Origin of the sequence: Sphingomonas sp. OTU376 (assembly GCF_038440415.1) — a bacterium.
In the GTDB taxonomy this organism is placed as follows: domain Bacteria; phylum Pseudomonadota; class Alphaproteobacteria; order Sphingomonadales; family Sphingomonadaceae; genus Sphingomonas; species Sphingomonas kyeonggiensis_A.
Map to the genome: position 1 here is coordinate 41,575 of NZ_JASATQ010000004.1, position 17,241 is coordinate 58,815.

Below are 17,241 nucleotides of genomic sequence, written 5' to 3' on the forward strand. Positions count from 1 at the left end.
GTCCTTCGCTTGATCTACCGCCAGAGCGCTGCGTGAACCGCTCGCTCATCCTACCGCTCAGGCGACGGGCAGGAGCGGGTGGATCTCGATATTGGCGATCGTCCCGGCCGGCAGCCGTGCGTTGAAGATACGGAGCGCCTCTCCGTCCATATGGTGCTGCCAGATCTGGTGAGACGCCCAGTCCTCGACGAAGACGTACACGCCGGTCTGTGCCGGATTGCGGAATAGATGGTAGGAAAGGCATCCTTCCTCGAGGCGCGTCGCCGCGCACAGCGCGACCGCATTCTTCTCGAAAACCTCTTCCTTGCCCGGCGTGATGACCACGCGGGCGACGACCTTGATGCTGTCGGACATGAAGGATTCCTTGTCTTGGGGCTGGGGGGCTTGAAGGGGATGCCGGGTCGCGCCCGGCGCCGCGCGATGCCGGAAAGGTACCGCGGTTATTTCAGGCGCTTCAGCAGCTCGCTCGCGACCGCGGGGGCGGAGGCGGGGTTCTGGCCGGTGATCAGCTCCCGGTCGACGATGACGTTGGACGTCCAGGGGGTCTGGTTACTGACATAGCTGGCGCCGGCAACCTGCAGCGCCGTCTGGGGATAGAATTTCATCGCGCCGCCGCTCAGCAGGCCCCTGGCGAGTTCTTCCTCCTGGTTGCTGATCACCGTCAGGCGGTAGCCGGCATAGATCCAGTTCTGCGCCTTCGCGTACTTCCCAGTCTCGAGGCCGCGGACGAAGCCCTGTGCGTTTGCCATCGCCGAGAGGAGGGCGATGGGACCATGACAGGCGAGCGCCGTGACCTTGCCCTTTGCATGGAAATCCGAAAGCAGCCTGCCCAGGCCCGGGCTGAGCAGCAGATCCTGCATCGGCGCATGGCCACCGGGGATGTAGACGGCGTCGAAGTGATCATAGCCGATCTGCGCCACGCGCTCGAGGCTGATCACGGGCGACTCGGTCTTCGAGGTAAGCTTGAGCTGGTCCAGCAGGGTCGAGCTCGCCCGCAACGCCGTCTCGTCGCCGCCGAAATACATCTTGTCGACAGACGACTTGTCCAGCGTCGGTGCAACGCCGTTGGGCGTCGCGAACGTGACGTGATGTCCGGCATCCGTCAGCGCCTTCACCGGCTGCATCAGTTCGTTCAGGTAGAAACCGGTTTCGAAGACCTTGCCGTCCTTCAGATCGAGATGATCGGAATCCGAAAGGACGATCAGGATCTCGCCCGCATGGGCGTTGGCAGTGGTGAAGCCGAGCGCCAGTGCGGCGGCGGCAAAGTGCAGGAATTTCATGGTACTCGTTCCCCGAACGAGCCCGCTCCTGGCCACAAGGGCGCCGCGAGCTCGGATGATTGCTACTGGAACTTGTCAGGGCCGGGCGGCGAGAAGATCGCGCAGGGCTTCGCCGACCCCGGTTGCCGACTGCGGATTCTGGCCCGTGACCAGCCGGCCATCGACAACCACCTTGGCCGTCCAGTCGGCTGCCGGATGGTGGTGCGCGCCGCGTGCGGTGAGCTTGCTCGCGAGCAAGAAAGGCACGGTCTTGTCGAGGCCGACCGCGCGCTCCTCGTCATCGGTGAACGCTGCAACGTTCTTGCCCTGGACGAGTGGCGAACCATCGCTGAGCGTCACATTGACCAGAGCCGCCGGACCATGACAGACGGCGGCGACCACGCCGCCCGCCTCATAGATTTCCCGCGTGACGGCGTTGACCGCCGGGCTTGTGGGAAAGTCCCACATGGCGCCGTGGCCGCCCGCGAAGAAGATGGCGGAATAGGCTTCCGGCTTCACGTCCGCGAGGCGCCGCGTCGACCGGATCGCGCTGCGGAACATCTCGTCGTTCCAGTAGCGCGCGTTGGTCGGATCGCCGAGGTCGAGACCGTCGACTGGCGGCTCGCCGCCGTCGATCGACGCGAACTCGACGGGAATGCCGGTCGCCTCGAGCACCGCCAGCGGGTGGGTGACCTCGCCGAGGAAGAAGCCGGTCGGCGCGCCGCCCGGGCCCTTCTCGCCCTGGCTGGTCAGGACGAACAGGACGGGTCCTGGAATGGCGTTGGTCACGAAAGATCTCCTGATCGACCCCGCTTTGCGCGGGATCGGCTGGAGGTGATTTATTTCGTGCCATGGCGGCGATAAAGATGGCGACGGGGAATTCATCTGTTCTTACGAGGCAAGAATGAGTCGGCGGTTTGATCATCTGGGTGATGTCGAGGCGTTCATCGCCGTTGCTGACAAAGGGTCGATGACCGAGGCCGCGGTCGCGCTATCGACCACCCCTTCGGTATTGAGCCGGGCCATCACCCGGCTGGAAACCCGCCTCGGGGCGCAACTGATGCGGCGTACGACCCGGCGCCTCAGCCTGACCGATGCCGGACGCGCCTATCTCGACCAGGCGCGCGCCGCCTTTTCCCTGATCGATGACGCCGAGCGGGCGATCCAGGGAAGGGACGGTGAGCGATTGCGGGGCCATGTGCGCCTCAGCGTGCCGACGACCTATGGGCATCACAGATTGCCCTCGATGCTCAACGGCTTCGCACTGCTGCATCCCGAGGTCGAGATTGACCTGAGCATCACCAACCGCAATGTCGATCTGGTTGCCGAGGGCTATGATCTCGCGATTCGCCTCGGGCCCTTGCCCGACAGCGGCCTGGTCGCCCGCAAGCTCGAAGATGCGCCCCTGCGCCTGGTCGCAGCACCTGCCTATCTCGAGCTGCATGGCGTACCGCGGTCGATCGAGAGCCTGGCCGATCACCAGTGCCTGCCGTTTGTCATGCCCAGCACAGGGCGCTGCGCACCATGGTCATTTCAGCTGGACGGTCGCGAGATCGAATGGACGCCACCAGGCCGGATCCGGGTCTTTGACGACGTGCTCGGTGTCGTGTCGCTGGCCGAATCCGGCATGGGTATCTGCCAGACCTATGATTTCATCGTTCGCGACCGGATCGACCAGGCGCGGCTCGTCGAGATCCTGCGCCAGGCCGAGGGCCGCACCCGCCCATTCTCCCTCATCTATGCCCCGCACCGTCGTCTCTCGGCTGCTACGCGGGCGCTCATCGACTATCTCGGCTCTTTCTGAAGGATCATGATGCCGGCGGAGGTGCCTGGCGACCTTTCGAACCGGCATTGAAGCGGCGAAGGAGACTGGTGAACAGGGCCAGATCGGCTTCGCTCCAGCCTTCGAGGCGTTCGCGAAAAGCCATGCCTTTATGGGCAATCGCACTTCGCATGCGGGATGAGCCTTCCTGTGTAAGGGACAGGAATACCGCGCGTTTATCCGCATCACCCGGGCATGCCGCCAGCAGTCCAGCCTGTTTGAGCTGCCGAACGAGACGGCTTGTCGCGCTTCGATCCATCGCCAGCGCTTGTGCGACCTGGCTCGCCTGGGCGGGGCCAAAGGCGTGCAGCCACTGAACAACCTGGAAAGCCGCAGGCTGCAGATTCGCGTCGAAATTCGCCGAGGTTTCCGCCGCGACCACGCGGGCGGCGCTCAGCAGCGCGTTGAGTTCCTCGCCGAGCGCGAGCCATGATGCGGGAAACTGGTTCGATTCATTGTCTGCCATCGACGGCATGGGGTCCGCTTCCCTTCTCCGGTTTCAAGTATATGATGGATATATATCCACTAGATTCGGGAGAAGTACATGCCCAACCGCTCGGCCCCTATTATTGTGATGACCGGCGCGACGAGCGGGATCGGGCGTCTTGCCGCGATCGAGATGGCGCAGCGCGGCGCCCGGCTTGTCCTGATCGCCCGATCCCGGGCCGCGGCCGATTCCACCCAATGCGCGATTGCGGCAGTCGCGCCGAAGGCGGAAGTCGATATTCATTTCGCGGACCTGACCCGGTTGGATACCGTCGTCTCCGCGGGCCAGATCATTGCCGGCAGATATGAGCGGATCGACGTCCTCATCAACAATGCCGGGATCCACGCCTTCTCACCGCGTACGACGGCAGACGGCGATGACGAGATGATGGCCGTCAACTACCTCGCGCCCTGGCTGCTGACCCGAACCTTGCGGGAGACGATGATCCGCTCTTCTCCGTCGCGTATCATCACAACGGCATCGGAGGCCTCCCGCCGTCACGGACGGATGATGCTGAATGGCGAATTGTTCGTGCCCAGGCCTTTCTCCGCTCCGGGATCCTCGGCCGTCTATGGACGAACCAAGCTGCTGGACATCATGTTCTCGCTCGAGCTTGCCCGGCAGCTGGAGGAGACCGGGGTCGCGGTGAACTGCTTCGATCCTGGCTTCAATGTCACGGGCCTTGGACGCGAATTGCGCTTTGCGCCGGTGCTGGAGCGCATCCTCACCAGGCTGGGCGTCGGCGATCCCCGGCGTGGGGCGAATATCCTTGTCCGGCTCGCGCTGGATCCCGAGTTTGGAGCCGCGACCGGCGGATATTTCTCGGTCAAGGGGGGCAAGCCTTTGAGGCCCAGTCCCCCGGCCGACGATCTGCATGCGCGGGCCGAGCTCTGGAAACTGACCGAGGCGTATCTGAGAACGGAAATCGAGTTGCGCGTCTCTCCGACCTCGACGTCAGCTACACGGTCGCGAAGCATTTTACGCTGACGGTCGGTGCGGCGAACCTCTTCGACACTTATCCCGACAAGCTGAAGGCCAGCCCGGTCACGCCAATCTATGCATTGACCGGCAGCACCGCGGACGGACAAATCTATCCGCGCTCCGGCGGGCCGTTCGGCATCAACGGCGGGTTCTATTATGCCCGCCTGCGTATCAAATATTGAGGCCGGAAAGCAGGAAGGGGAAGGGGGCCGGCTGCCTCCTTCCCATCGCCTGGAGGCGCGCGGCAAGGAGCGGCCACGCCCGGGACCTGGACCACACCGCGCGTCATGGCTGGCCGGATTGTGGATGTCGTGGTGCCAGGCTTTCCTGCTCGAGTTGCATATTGGACGATACGAGAATGTCCCAGAGCGACCGGATCGCACTTTCGTGGGGCGGCGCATCCGCGGCGCGAAGCTGCTTGTCGCTTGGAACGCCGTGTAGCTCCAGCAGCACGGGATCCATCAAATGCGGGCGCAGCGCCAGGCCGTGCGATCCAACTGCCTGCTCAAGATAGCGGAAGATGCGGACACCGCCGCCGTCGAGATCGCCCCAATGATAGGAGGGGACCCTGGCGGCGCGGGCGAGCCTGACGATCTGGCGCAGATGGCCGCGTGACGGAAAGCCGCCCGTATAGATGACGAGCGCTGAGCGGTCGGCGTTGATCTCCCGAACGTGCCGGATGAACGATGCATAATTTTCGATGGTGAGGAGATAATCGATGTCGCCGGCAAGGCTGAGCAGATCGCCCTGCTCGGGCGGGACACCGTAAAAGCGTAGCGGCGGGAGCGTTGCGCCGGCCACGGCGATCGGGCCGCTCAGGACGAGCGGTTGCGGCGTGCGCAGCACGCCAAAGGATGCCAGCACATCGTCCGCATCGAGTGCCCCGGCGGGCACGCTTGCCGGATGGAGGCGTTCGAATATCCTGACAACAGTAGAGGTCACCCGCTCGAGCGCCTTGCTGTCGGTTCCCGCAGCGCGGGAAAAAGTCCGGAAGTCGAGAGGTACGGCGTCGCCGTCAGCAGCCCTCCCGGCGAGCAGGCGCACCAGCGCCAGCGCGTCCGCGAGCCCGGTTTCGTCCCGGGGAGCAAGGCCGAAGCGCCCGACGCCGCGCGACCAGGCCTCGGCGATCTCGTCGATCACCGCGTGCGCGGCCGCCGACAAATCCTCGCGGGCGCGTATGGCTTCGAGCGCATTTTCGACGCTGTCCTGTGCTGGCACGCGCTGGAGCTGGGCATAGAGCGGCGCCGGATCGACGAGGCGCACATGCCCTAGAAGGATGCTTCCATCGACACGGCGTCGCTGGACCGCGATGCCGCCGGTCTGTTCGGCCGCCAGAAGCGCCCGGGTGAAGCGGTCGCGGGCCTCGACGGTCGAAAATGCCTCTTCGTCGATATAGGCGAGGAGCCTGGTGGCTCCCGGGTTCGCTTCGTGCCGGTCGAGCAGATCGTGGATCAGGGTATCGACATTGCCGAAGCGCCGCCTGCTCATTCGGCCGCATCCGATGCCGGCTCGAGATAGCCGGCGAGCGCGGCATCGCTTAAGTGCTGGGGATTGGCGGCACGCATCTGGCTACGGGCATGCGCCTTGATGCGAACCGTTTCGGCGGTCGCGCTGTCGCCGTGACGGAACACATCGATGATACAGTCCAGATTCTCGTTGACCACCGACCGCTTTTCCGTCGGCGCGGCGATGACGACCTGAAGCCCGATATCGTCGTAAAAGTCGAGCAAGGTGCGCTGGTTGGGCCCGTCCATCTTGCTGAAGGCTTCGTCGAACACGGCAAGGCCGAGACCGAGATCCGCCTGGTCATATTGCCGGCGGGTGCCATGATAGATGCTCGCGAGCGCCGCCCCGATTATCACATAATAGGGAACCTGGCGTTCCGCGCCGCTCGCGGTCCCCTTGCGCTTGTCATAGCTGTATTGCCGGCCCTTCTCGACGTCTTCCATGCGAAGATCGAAGGTGAAATAGTTCCGATAATCCTGATAGGCGGTGAAATCGAGCGTATCGTCACTGAGCAGCCGCTCGACTTCCCGCAGGGCGCGCGCATGCTCCTCGTCGCGCGGGCTGCTGCGGCCGAACAGGGAATCGAACACATGTTCATCCGTCTCGCTTTCGCGCGCGAGACGATGAAGCGAGGCGAACTCCTCCTTCGGGCGCGCATGCAGCGTGTAGATCTCCCCGTGAAGCGGGCGTGCCTTCAGCGCGCGGGTCAGGTTTTCGAGTTCGGTCCTCAGATCATTGAAGCGTGCGTTGAGCTCGTGGATGAAGGCCGTTCGAAACAGCCGTCCGATCTGCTCGACGGCTTCGTCGGCCTGGCGGCGATACCGGATGAGCTCATTGTCCTCGAGCGCGCTGACATTGCCATCGACCCAGTGTTTGATCTCGGTCGAGATCGAGCCCTGCACCGCGATCGGCGCTGTGCTGTCGAAATGCGCGCGGTAATGGCCGAGTGCCTCGCGGATCTCGCCTTCGCGCGCGCGATAGGCATCGCGCGCCTCATCGGCGCGCTTGTTCATCGCCTGGGTCACCTGCGAGAGCGGCCGCGGGCGTTGCCCCACATAGGTTTCGCGCAAGGCACGCAACTGGACGCGCGACTGGATTTTTTCGCCAAATAATTGCCGCCGTAGGCGCAGGCTCAGCCAGGAGCCCGGATGGCCATCGCCGCCATCCAGGCGACGCTGAATATCAAGGCCCGCCTGGGTGAGCTGGCCGCGCTGGTCGACCAGCGCATCCTTGTCGTCGCTTGCCGCACGAAGCTGGATTTTCACCCGGTCCAGCCCCTCCTGAAGCGCCGGGTCGATCGTGGCCGCGATGCGCTCGAGCCGCTCCTGCAACACATTGCGGTTCTCGTCATGCTGATCGATCGCGCCGACGAGGAGCGCGAGCCGGTCGGTCTCGGCGGCTGCTTCGGTCAACGGCTCGAGCTTCCTGCGGATATCCTCGTGGAAGCGCTCGGCCTCGACATGGCGGGCGAGCCAGCCGCGGCGCTCGTCGATCTGCCGGGTTAGTTCCGCCTCTACGAGCGGCGCTGCGGCACCCCCGATCTTGAAGCCCTGCGGCTGCAATACCTCGACGACGATCCCGCTATTATAGGCGCCATCGCGCATGATGGCACGGCCGCCGCCAAGCAATTCCGCCTGGGTGTCGGCACGCCGCACCTGCCCGGTGCGGAAACGAAGGAACGCGAGCGCCATCGGATCTTCGCTGGCGAATACCGTAGCGAGAGAGTCGGCCTCGAAGCCCGGCGGCTGCTCCGCTAGGCGCCTGGTGTTGACAACCCGGCAGCCGCGGAAGCTGTCGCGGGCACCGCGCAGGATCTCGACCGCCCTGGATGCGTGATGCGGGTCGACAAGGATCGCTTCCCGGTCCCGGCCAAGCAGCGCCTCCGCTGCTTGGCGCCAGTCGGAATCGACGATCTCGGCTGCCTGGCACAAGGCGCGGGGCCGCATGCCTTCGCGTTCGAGTGCCGCCATCAGCTGGGTGGTGCGATCATCGAGCTGGATCTTGCCCTTGCGTGCGCGCTCGCGGCGCTCGACAAAGCCTGCAATTTCTTCCTGCAATGTATGGCGCTGCGCGATCGCGTCATCCCGCCTGCTAAGGATCTTGCCGATATTGGCGATCGCGACATCGCGGGCTGCCGCGATGCACGCCTCCATCTCGACAGGCTGTCTGGGCCATCGCGGAACCTCGAGCCCTTCGCCCATCGTCCTCAGCTTCTCGAGCGCCTCGAAGAGCGTCCCGAGCTTCAGGGGCGCGAGACGCTCGCGATGATCGAGCAGGCTGGTCGCCTGACTGACGCTCCGGAAGCGGGCCTCCAGCCGGCGAATGACCTGCGCACGCGCGAGCTCCAGCGCCTTCAGCTCACTCTGGACGACCGCGCGCTTGCCTGCCGCATCCTGCGCGGAGAATTGCGCCAGCAGGCTGTCCTGCTGTTCGCGCAGCGCTTCGATCTCGCTTTCGTGCCGCGCGATCTCGCGTTGCACCTCTTCCAGCGCCGCGCGGTTCTTGCGTCGCTCGGCGAGATTTGCCGTCAGGGCGGCGCCGGCCTCGATCATGGCCGCCAGCCGGGCGACGCCCCGGGCCGTTTCCTCGCGCTCGAGCAGCGTGACGAAATCGGCGACGAGGGCGGCAAGCGCCCGCAGCGCCTCGAGACGGCGCTCGAGCTCGTGAATGTCCCTCTGGATATCGCGATAGCGCTGGATCGACTCGCGCAGCTCCCCGATGTCGATGTCCTTCTTCGCCAGAAGGAAATTGTGCACGAAACCCTCGACGGTTCGCATGTCCTCGAACGAGAGCGCCATCACGAACGCCCGGATGAAGCGCTCGGGATCGCTGTGCCGCCGCCCGGTGAACAGCTGGCGCATATATTCGCGGATATGGTTGCGCGCGCCGTCAGGCCGGATCAGCGCGGTCCCGCTCGCGATGCAGGCCTGTTCAAGACGTTCGCGCACCAGCGACCACGGCGCCGAGCGCTGCTGGCCGCCGTCCAGCTGCTCGACGAACATTTCGGTATCCAGCCGCACGCCCGGCGCGACGTACCGGCCGACCACCTGTGCCTCGTCGGTTGTCGATGCCTCGATGCACAGGCCCACGCTTACCGGAGGGCGCGCGCCATCGGGGTCATCGAACACCAGCGCGATATGGGTTACCGCCTGGTCCCACAGGAATTCATGCTCGTTGAGCTGACCGAGACAATAGCCGCGCAGCGTGCGCTCGGACCTGCGGCTGCCGGTCTCGCCGGCCGAGCGGTTGAACCTGTACCATTGCCGCGATCCGCCGGTCATCACGGCCTGGATGAGGTCGATCAGCGTCGACTTGCCCGAGCGGTTCTGCCCCAGGATCGCCGTGTCGCCGGACAGAGAAAGATCTTCCCGGCTGAACAGATGCCACTGGACCAGCGCGATGTGGACGAGCTTCATCATGCCGCATCCTCCCGGTCGTCGTCGGGCCCGTCCGCATCACCGCGATCCTCGTCCGCCTCCTCCGGGCCCGTGTCCTGGTAATCGGCACGCGCGAGCAGTTGTTCCAGATGCGCAAGGAACTCGTCGCCGGCGACCGTCGCGACCAGGGCGCGAATGGTGACCGGGATGTCCTCGAGCTCATCGTCCATATCGCCCATGCGGACGATCGCGCGTCGCTCCAGCCCCTCCACCAGCGCCTTGAATTCGCCGATCTGCAGGGCAGGGCGCCGGGCGCGCGCCACCATATCCTGATAGGCATCATAGGCCGCGTTGAGCCAGACGAGAACGCTGCCATAGCGTTCGACATCGCCTTCCTGGACGCCTTCCTCCCATAGCCGGCGCATGAGCAGCAGCACGAGCGTCTCATCGATCCGCATGCGCGGATGGCCGATCAGTTCGGTATCGGGGATGATCCCCGCCCAGCCTTCGCTTTCGCGGACCACGAGCCGGAAGCCGGCCACGTCGAAATAGTCGGAGACCAGCCGCTCGATATCGGACTTGAGCAGGATATCGAGAAGGCTTGCCGACCCCCGATCCTCGACATGGAGGAACTGATTGCGCAGAAGATGGCTGATCACCTGCGTCACGCGCTGCATGCGGCGCGGGTCACGCGCGTCGAGCGTCTGGAATTCACTGAGCATGCGGTACCTCGATCGTCACGTGGTCAGCGGTGCGGGTCACGGTGAACCCGGCGCAGCTGAGCCAGGCATTATCGACCCCGGCAGCATCGGTGCGCGTGAAGCGGAACCCGGATTTGAGATAGTTCGCGACGGCATTGCCGCCTCCCGCTTCGTCGGACGCGAGAACCGACAGCCGCAATGTCTCGAAGGCGAGGAAATCATCGACGCTGTCGATCCAGAAGCTGCTCGCCTCGCTGGAGCCGAACGGGGGCACGCGCTTTTCCAGGAAACGGGCTACCTGTTCGGGCGTGACTGCGATGCGGTCGAGATATTCGCGCTCCAGCCGCTTGCGTAGATCGCGAAGCGGATCGGGAGGGGGAAGGACCAGAAGGCCGCCGACGATGGGGCTGCGATAGTTGCGCGGCCGTGCGAGCAGCAGGGGCGACCAGAAGGTCTGCCGGCGCTCCATCATGCCCGAGACCTCAAGATCCGGTTTGCCGCGTTCGAGCAACATGTCGAGCTGCAACAGGATCGGCTCGCTGCGCTGCAGGAATGTGCCTCCCCGGCGTCCGGCATAGCGAACCGTGTTGCGCAGCCGGGTCTCCAGTCGCGCGCGATGCTGCTGGATGCGCTCGAACGCTTCTTCGATCTGTTCGAAGACCCGGCGGACCTTGCTCAGGTCTTCATAGACAAGGTCTCGTGCCCTGGCGGCGTCGGGCGCAAGCCGGGCTTCGTGATACGCTTCTGCGATTGCGCCGATATCGGCGACCGAATCCTCGACCGCATCGAGCGCGCCTAGAATCCGGTGCCGGAACCGATAGGGGTGCGAGGTCGTCGAAATCGCCGCATAGTCCTGGAGCAGCACGCGCTCGACGAAGTCCTCGAAATAGTGACGCAGCCGCCGCCCCACGCTGTCGCTTCCGCGCACCTGATCATCAATATCCCGCAGCGCGCTCAGGACGCTGCGCAGGTACCGGCCGAACGATGCGGCATCACGCGCAGCCTTGTGCAGGCCGGGTGCATTTTCGCGGGCATTGCGTTGCAGCGCCTCGAGCTCGTTCTTCACCTGGATGACGAGCCCGCCCAACTGCTCCGACATGCCTTCCTGGAGGTTGCAGAGGAACTCCGCCAGCCGCATCGCCCCGGCGGGCATGTCGACCGTGACCTTCAGCCCATAGCGGCTCTCCTCGAGCCAGCCGGTCGCGCGCAGGCGATTATAGATATGGCGCGCCCGGATGATCGCCTCGCTGGTTGCCTGGGTGTCGGCGGTTCCGACATTGCGCCTTCGCAGGCGTTTGCCGCGGCGCGGAGCCAACTCGTCGAGTTTGACGGGCGCCTCGTCCTCCCGCCACAGATCCGCATGCTCGCCCAGATCCTCATAGATCCGGCGAACAATCTCGGCCTCGGAAGGGAACCGCAGATCCGAACGATAGAAATGCTGATAGATGCCGAGCAACACACGCTCGTAGAGAAAGCGGTTGGAGCCGGCGAAAAGGGCGAAGATATCGGGATCGAGCTGACCGAAGAGCATCAATATGCGGTGCCCATGGCCAGAGCAGTGACGCGGTAGTCGGCGCTGGAACGGAAATGCCGCGCCGCCAGCAGACTATTGCGGATCAAGGCCATTGCAGATCGCATTCCCCCACGCCCTGGCCGAGGCAGGAAGACCGCCCCGGAACCGTCTGGCGACTATCGAATAAAGCACAGGCCCGGGCAAGTCGCCCGGGCGATCGACAAAAGTCCCGATTTGGTTGTTTTTCTTGCCGCCGAGCGGCCGCCGGGGGTGGGGTCGGTTGTGGAAGCCGCAACAGGAGCCGGCCCGGTTAGCCAGACGCATTGCAGGCGCAACCCGGGTGCGGCACTCCAATATGCATGAAGACTGTTCGCGCCGCATTATGGCCGCTGCTCGAAAAGGCCAGGCTCTCCATGACCCCGGATCTGGAGGCGCAGCTCGCCGCCGAACTGGCGCCGCAGGAAAAGCGGCGTGTTGCCCATACGCTCCAACTATGGCGGCCTCTCGCCATGGAGTTGATGCGGACGACATCGGCGCGTGAGCGACAGCAGCTGATTGAACGCTATGCCGCGGGACGCCCCCATTGGGCGTTCTACGCCGTGGCGGCGTGGATCACTCGTACCCTGGCGCTTGCCGAACATCTCGAGCGGGCGGACCTGGCCATCCAGCCCAAGAAATGGGCAGCGATGGCGGCGTTGAACTGTGTCGACGACTTCGAGGCCGACGATGCATGGCTCTGGCCTTTCGAGACGGAGTCGCCTTGGCCCGAGCAGGATGACGATGCCTAAGCATGCGAGTTTTGCGCAGCAGGTCGCGTTACGAACACCGTCTGAAGGCAGGGCGATGGCTAAGTTCGGCGCGCCCGCTATAGGACCCTGCGGTCACCTGCTCTCGTAGAGTTCGGGGCCGCCACTCCCGGCAGAGATGATTGCCGATTGCGTCGCTCTGCCGGGAGACCAAATTCCGGGCGCCGGGATTGTATCTGCATTCGTCGACGGCGCCATATCCATCAAATATCCAACTTTGCGGGCGGCGGGATCACTCGACCGGTTTGCTTGGTCGTGCCGCAAGATAGTCGGCCAGCGGGCCCGCCAGCTCGGGTTTCAGGCGGGGAGCGATGATTGACATGAGCTTGCCGCGATGCCCGCGCAGGCGCTCCCAGTTTTTCAGCTCGAACTCGAGATAGGCCGGGTCCTGCGAGGCGAGATTGGGAAAGTCCGGGCGAATGCCGGTCGCATCCATCCGGTGGCACGCCGCGCAGGCCGGCAGATCGTCTTCCGGCCGCCCATGCAGGAACAGCTGTTCGCCCAGGGCAACGCGCGCGGGATCGCGCGGCCTCGCCGGCTTGCGCCAGATTTGCGCGTACCAGGCCGCCACATTATCGCGGTCGGTGTCCGAAAGGCCTCGCGCGATCGGTTCCATAATCGCGCTTGCCCGGTGATTGGGCGCCCCCGCTGGAGCCGCGAAGGCGGCGAGCTGCTTCCTGATATATTCGGGATATTGTTCGTTGAGCGTCGGGACGCGCGGCGCGGCATCGCCGCCCGGGCTGCCGTGGCAGGCAGCGCATTTGGCCTTGGCGATCTGCCCGCCGAGCCTGGGATCGCCGCCGAGGCGCCGGGCATCCGCGGTCCCTTGCGGCGAACAGGCCGCCAGCCCGAAGACAGCGAGAAGGGCGATCGAAACCGCGCGCATCATCCGATCCGATAGGTCGCGGGCTGGTCGGCGATGACCGGGTTGGACAGGGTACCGATCCCGGATATCTCGACCTCCGCGAGATCGCCCGGCCGCATATGGACGAGACCGGGCGTGGGGAAGGGCCCGAACTGCCGCGAGAGATCGCGCCCTTCGGCATCGTCTTCCGCCGGCGGCAGCGCACCCGGCGTTCCCATCGCAATCATGTCGCCGGGCCGCAGATGATAGCCTTGCGAGAGATAGGCGACCGTCTCGGCCACGCCGACCAGGAGATCGTCGAGTCCGGAGCGCTGGCGAACAATGCCGTTCAACCGGGTCTCGATGCTGTGCCGGGTCGGATCCCCGAATTCGTCGGCAGTCACCATCCAGGGGCCGTAGCTGCCCGACGCCTCGAAATTCTTGCCGAGGCCGAACTGCCGGTTGTGCATCTGATATTCGCGCACCGACCCTTCGTTCACGATCGTATAGCCCGCGACATGGTCGAGCGCCCGCTCGACCGGAATGTGGCGGCCGGGCTTGCCGATCACGACGCCGAGCTCGCCTTCATAGTCGAACGCCCGGGCGACATTCTCGGGCGGTGCCAGGATCGGTTCGCCGCTGCCGACATAGGATGCTGCTGTCCGCAGGAAGAGATGCGGATAGTCGAGCGAGGTGGTGAGCCCGGTCTCCGCGATATGCGTCTTGAAGTTGAGCGCGAGCGCCCAGAGCGCGTTGGGACGCTCCAGAAAGGGCAACAGGGTCACCTCGGCAATAGGGCGGCCGGAAGGGGCGACCGCCAGCAGTTCCGCCAGGCGCGCAAGCGCCCCGTCGGTACCGAGCAGTTCCTCGGTCTCCTGGGGCAGATCCGGCGCAAGCACCGCCATCTCGTGGAAGTTGATGCCGTCCACCGACACGCCAAGCGCGCGGCTCGCGGTTGCATCGCGATATGCAAAGAGACGCATTGTCCTTGCCTCTCCTTATTTGGCGGCCAGACCGACCACGGCCTCGAGCGCCGCGGTGATGACCTGGACGTCGATAGCCGAGGGCGCGCCGCTGGCGCCGATCGCACCGATGACGCGGCCGTCGATCCTGATCGGAAGCGACCCCACCGCCGGCAGCATCGGTGCGCCGTAGCCGAGGGATCCGGCATTGCCCCAGACCATCGGATTGTCGCGGTAGCGCTGGTCGAGATTGTCGCCGGGCTGCCCGCCCGTCGCCGCGCTGGCGAATGCCTTGCCGCGCGCGATCTCGATCGTCACGAACGGCGCACCGTCCATCCGCGCGGCGGCGACGAGATGGCCGGCTGTATCGACCACCGCGAAGGACAGCGCATGTCCCAACCGTTCCGCCTCGTCGATGGCTGTGTCGATCAGTTTGCGCGCCATCCGGCAGCTCACCAGATACTGTACGATGCAGGTGGAATCCGATTCCATGTTCATTCTCCGTGGGGAAAGGGGATTGGTCGGGCGGCACGGGCGAGGCCCAGCGCGGCCGCCACGCCGATCAGGGCGAGGACCGCGATCGCCGCGAATGCCGTGGCGACCGAAGCGCCGAGCCCGAGCATGATGCCGATCGCCAGCGGACCCAGCACCGTGCCGATGCGGCCGACGCCGAGCGCCCAGCCGACGCCGGTCGATCGCGCGCCCGGTGCATAAGTTCCGGCCGACACTGCCAGCAGCGTGCCGCCCCCGGCCGAGGTCGCGCATCCGGCGGCAATTGCCAGGGCGGCGAACCCGTAAGGAGCCGACGTCAGCACGCCCATCAAGGCGACCAGGCAAGCTGCCGCTGCCAGCATCGCGACGAGCGCCCGGTGCGCGCCGCCGCGGCCGACCAACATGCCGACCACCAGCGTGCCGATGATGCCGCCGCCATTGTTGAGCGCCAGCATCGTCGCGGCGTGCGGCCCGGTCCAGCCGGCGCGCTGGAGGAGGGCGGGGAGCCAGAGTGCCGTGACCACGATGGTGGACCAGGTCATGAAGGAGGTGACCCAGAGCAGCAATGTGGTCCCGCGAATGTCGCTCCTGAACAAAGCGGCGACGGGTGCCGCCTTGGCATGGGCAACCTCGCGGGATTCAGGGAAAAGCAGCGCGATCGCCGCCAGTACCGGGATCGGTGCGATCGCGCCGATCACGAAGATCGCATGCCAGCCATGGACGGGGAGGATCTGTCCCGTCGTATATGCCCCGACCATGCCGCCTAGCGGCACCGCCGCCCAGAGCATCGTCACCGCGCGTGCTCTCCGGTCCTCGCGGCTGAACTCGCCGACCAGGCTCACGAAATTGGGACTGGCACCGCCCAAACCTAACCCGGTCACGACTCGGCTGATGAGCAGGGCATTCAGCGATGCCGAGAGTGCGGTGGCAAGCGTACCGACCGCGAAAAGCGCCGTGGTCAACAAAAGCATGCGCTTGCGGCCGAAGCGGTCGCCCAGCGCGCCGAACAGGAAGGCACCCACAAGGAAGCCGACCTGCGAGGCACCGAGCACCGATCCCATCGCATCGGGGCGCAGCCCGAGTTGCGCTGCGATCGCCGGGATTGCGGGGCCGATCGCCTGGGTATCGAAGCCGTCGAGGAAGGCGACGATGGCGCAGCCGAGGATGACCCGCCGCGCCAGTGCCGCGCGCGCAGCGTCGAGAGGCTCGCTTGCGGCCATGCTCATGCGCCCGGGCGGAGCGACTTGGAGATCTGAGCGAGCCGCGAGGCGTCGAAGATAGCCTTGGGCAGCACGCCGTGCACCGCCTTGCGCGGCGAGCTCGTGTACACGCTTCCCGTCTGGTTGGCATATTGGGTGATACGGAAGCTGCCGGCGATGCTGGCGAGCGCATAGATGTCCTGGCCGGTCAGGCCGGTTGCACCCGAAAGCCAGGTGATCATCTGACGGATCGAGCCGGCCAACGCCTGGTCGACCGTGTCGCCATAGGCAAGGACGATCCAGGCATCATGCGTCTCGGCGACCGGCGTTGCGACCGCGACCTTCTTGTGGAGGATGTACTGGATCCGCAGATCCTCCATCGCGGTCTCGATCGCCGTCTGATCGACCACCCCGTCGCCCTGCGCGGCATGGCTGTCGCCGGTCCACAGGCGGCCTCCGGCCACTTCGACGCCGAGGAACAGCGACGTCCCTTCGGTCAGGTCGCGCAGCGAAATATTGCCGCCATAGCGGCCGGAAAGGATGCCGCTGACCGGCTTGTCGCCCGCCGGCTGGACCGCCATCACGGCCTGAATCGGTGCCAGCGGAATGCGGACGCCTTGGGCGAAGTCCGCGAAGCGGCGCTGGGCATCCATCTTGATGTAATGGAGATAGGGCTGGTCGAACGCGTCGGGGAGCGCCCCCATGCCCTTGGGCGTCGAGTTCCAGCCCCACCCGATCGGCTTCAAGCGGACCATCCGGCATTCGATGACGTCGCCGGGCTCCGCACCTTTGACGGCGACGGGGCCGATCAGCGAATAGGGGCCCGCGGGATAGCGTTTGCGGATCGACTCGCGCTCGGCGAACGCCATGCCGAACCTGGCCTCGTTCGCCCAGTTCACCCAGGTATTGGGGTAATGGACGATGTCCCCGCTCTCGATTTCGAGCACGACCGGGGTTGCGGGGTCCATCGCGCCGACCTTCACGGTCTGCGGGGTCGAGGGCAGCTCATGCACGCGGCCGGCACGCAGCGGAGTCGCGGCAACTGCGGGGCGCGCAAGGGCAGGGGTCGCTCCCCCTCGTACGAACATCGCGGCGCCCGCGCCGGCGGCAAGGATGCCGCGTCGGCTTATCCCGCGCTGATCGAGGGCAAGATCGACCGCCTCCCGGTCGACGCCGTCAACGGCGCGGGCATGATCACGGCTCGCCGACGCCTGGTGCATGGACAAATGATGCGGACAGGGGTCGTGCGCCGGGCAGCAGCTATGCGGTGAGTGCGTCATGCTCATTCTCTC

16 protein-coding genes are annotated in these 17,241 nt (G+C 65.5%); 3 read left to right on the forward strand and 13 right to left on the reverse strand.

Annotation, left to right across the window (positions count from 1 at the left end; genetic code table 11):
- Positions 1–57: 57 nt before the first annotated feature.
- The 3 genes from AAHM44_RS03045 to AAHM44_RS03055 all read right to left on the reverse strand — a co-directional run bounded on the left by AAHM44_RS03045 (position 58) and on the right by AAHM44_RS03055 (position 2,048).
- The gene (locus tag AAHM44_RS03045; RefSeq protein ID WP_342248953.1) at positions 58–354 is read right to left on the reverse strand and encodes a putative quinol monooxygenase; all 297 of its coding nucleotides are present in this window, start codon (positions 352–354) and stop codon (positions 58–60) included.
- Positions 355–440: 86 nt separating this feature from the next.
- Entirely contained in the window at positions 441–1,280 is an 840-nt protein-coding gene (locus tag AAHM44_RS03050; RefSeq protein WP_342248954.1) for a type 1 glutamine amidotransferase domain-containing protein, read from the reverse strand.
- A gap of 75 nt (positions 1,281–1,355) precedes the next feature.
- On the reverse strand, positions 1,356–2,048 hold the full coding sequence (locus AAHM44_RS03055; protein ID WP_342248955.1) for a type 1 glutamine amidotransferase domain-containing protein: 693 nt from the start codon (positions 2,046–2,048) through the stop codon (positions 1,356–1,358).
- Between the two features lie 115 nt (positions 2,049–2,163).
- Here AAHM44_RS03055 and AAHM44_RS03060 point away from each other — a divergent pair, with 115 nt between their 5' ends.
- Complete coding sequence (locus AAHM44_RS03060) at positions 2,164–3,063, forward strand: LysR family transcriptional regulator (RefSeq protein WP_342248956.1); 900 nt, start codon at positions 2,164–2,166, stop codon at positions 3,061–3,063.
- Between the two features lie 4 nt (positions 3,064–3,067).
- On the opposite strand, the gene AAHM44_RS03065 is transcribed toward AAHM44_RS03060, so the two are convergent.
- Positions 3,068–3,547 carry a MarR family winged helix-turn-helix transcriptional regulator gene (locus tag AAHM44_RS03065; RefSeq protein WP_342248957.1) on the reverse strand — a complete coding sequence of 160 codons (480 nt, stop codon included), beginning with the start codon at positions 3,545–3,547 and terminating at the stop codon, positions 3,068–3,070.
- Between the two features lie 78 nt (positions 3,548–3,625).
- On the opposite strand from AAHM44_RS03065, the gene AAHM44_RS03070 reads away from it, so the two are divergent.
- Positions 3,626–4,555 carry an SDR family NAD(P)-dependent oxidoreductase gene (locus tag AAHM44_RS03070; protein WP_342248958.1) on the forward strand — a complete coding sequence of 310 codons (930 nt, stop codon included), beginning with the start codon at positions 3,626–3,628 and terminating at the stop codon, positions 4,553–4,555.
- A 279-nt stretch (positions 4,556–4,834) separates the two neighbouring features.
- Here the strand turns inward: AAHM44_RS03070 and AAHM44_RS03075 are convergent, their stop codons facing one another.
- From AAHM44_RS03075 to AAHM44_RS03090, 4 genes are read right to left on the reverse strand one after another with little or no spacing between them, the layout of a single operon-like run.
- Entirely contained in the window at positions 4,835–6,037 is a 1,203-nt protein-coding gene (locus AAHM44_RS03075; RefSeq protein ID WP_342248959.1) for a Wadjet anti-phage system protein JetD domain-containing protein, read from the reverse strand.
- The gene (locus AAHM44_RS03080; RefSeq protein ID WP_342248960.1) at positions 6,034–9,474 is read right to left on the reverse strand and encodes an SbcC/MukB-like Walker B domain-containing protein; all 3,441 of its coding nucleotides are present in this window, start codon (positions 9,472–9,474) and stop codon (positions 6,034–6,036) included. The genes AAHM44_RS03075 and AAHM44_RS03080 overlap by 4 nt, the downstream gene beginning before the upstream one ends.
- A complete protein-coding gene (locus tag AAHM44_RS03085; protein ID WP_342248961.1) occupies positions 9,471–10,154 on the reverse strand; it encodes a DUF4194 domain-containing protein in 684 nt (227 codons plus the stop codon). The genes AAHM44_RS03080 and AAHM44_RS03085 overlap by 4 nt, the downstream gene beginning before the upstream one ends.
- On the reverse strand, positions 10,144–11,664 hold the full coding sequence (locus tag AAHM44_RS03090; protein ID WP_342248962.1) for a Wadjet anti-phage system protein JetA family protein: 1,521 nt from the start codon (positions 11,662–11,664) through the stop codon (positions 10,144–10,146). Before AAHM44_RS03090 ends, AAHM44_RS03085 begins: the two co-directional genes overlap by 11 nt.
- A gap of 341 nt (positions 11,665–12,005) precedes the next feature.
- Here AAHM44_RS03090 and AAHM44_RS03095 point away from each other — a divergent pair, with 341 nt between their 5' ends.
- The gene (locus tag AAHM44_RS03095; RefSeq protein WP_342248963.1) at positions 12,006–12,434 is read left to right on the forward strand and encodes a hypothetical protein; all 429 of its coding nucleotides are present in this window, start codon (positions 12,006–12,008) and stop codon (positions 12,432–12,434) included.
- Between the two features lie 250 nt (positions 12,435–12,684).
- Here the strand turns inward: AAHM44_RS03095 and AAHM44_RS03100 are convergent, their stop codons facing one another.
- The 5 genes from AAHM44_RS03100 to AAHM44_RS03120 are packed head-to-tail and all read right to left on the reverse strand — an operon-like array spanning position 12,685 to position 17,169.
- Positions 12,685–13,338 carry a c-type cytochrome gene (locus tag AAHM44_RS03100; protein WP_342248964.1) on the reverse strand — a complete coding sequence of 218 codons (654 nt, stop codon included), beginning with the start codon at positions 13,336–13,338 and terminating at the stop codon, positions 12,685–12,687.
- Positions 13,338–14,279, reverse strand: coding sequence for a fumarylacetoacetate hydrolase family protein (locus AAHM44_RS03105; RefSeq protein ID WP_342248965.1), 942 nt, complete (start codon positions 14,277–14,279; stop codon positions 13,338–13,340). The genes AAHM44_RS03100 and AAHM44_RS03105 overlap by 1 nt, the downstream gene beginning before the upstream one ends.
- A 15-nt stretch (positions 14,280–14,294) precedes the next feature.
- Entirely contained in the window at positions 14,295–14,750 is a 456-nt protein-coding gene (locus tag AAHM44_RS03110; RefSeq protein ID WP_342248966.1) for a GlcG/HbpS family heme-binding protein, read from the reverse strand.
- 2 nt (positions 14,751–14,752) lie between these two features.
- Positions 14,753–15,976, reverse strand: coding sequence for an MFS transporter (locus AAHM44_RS03115; RefSeq protein WP_342248967.1), 1,224 nt, complete (start codon positions 15,974–15,976; stop codon positions 14,753–14,755).
- Complete coding sequence (locus AAHM44_RS03120; protein ID WP_342248968.1) at positions 15,973–17,169, reverse strand: acetamidase/formamidase family protein; 1,197 nt, start codon at positions 17,167–17,169, stop codon at positions 15,973–15,975. The genes AAHM44_RS03115 and AAHM44_RS03120 overlap by 4 nt, the downstream gene beginning before the upstream one ends.
- Between the last annotated feature and the right edge of the window lie 72 nt (positions 17,170–17,241).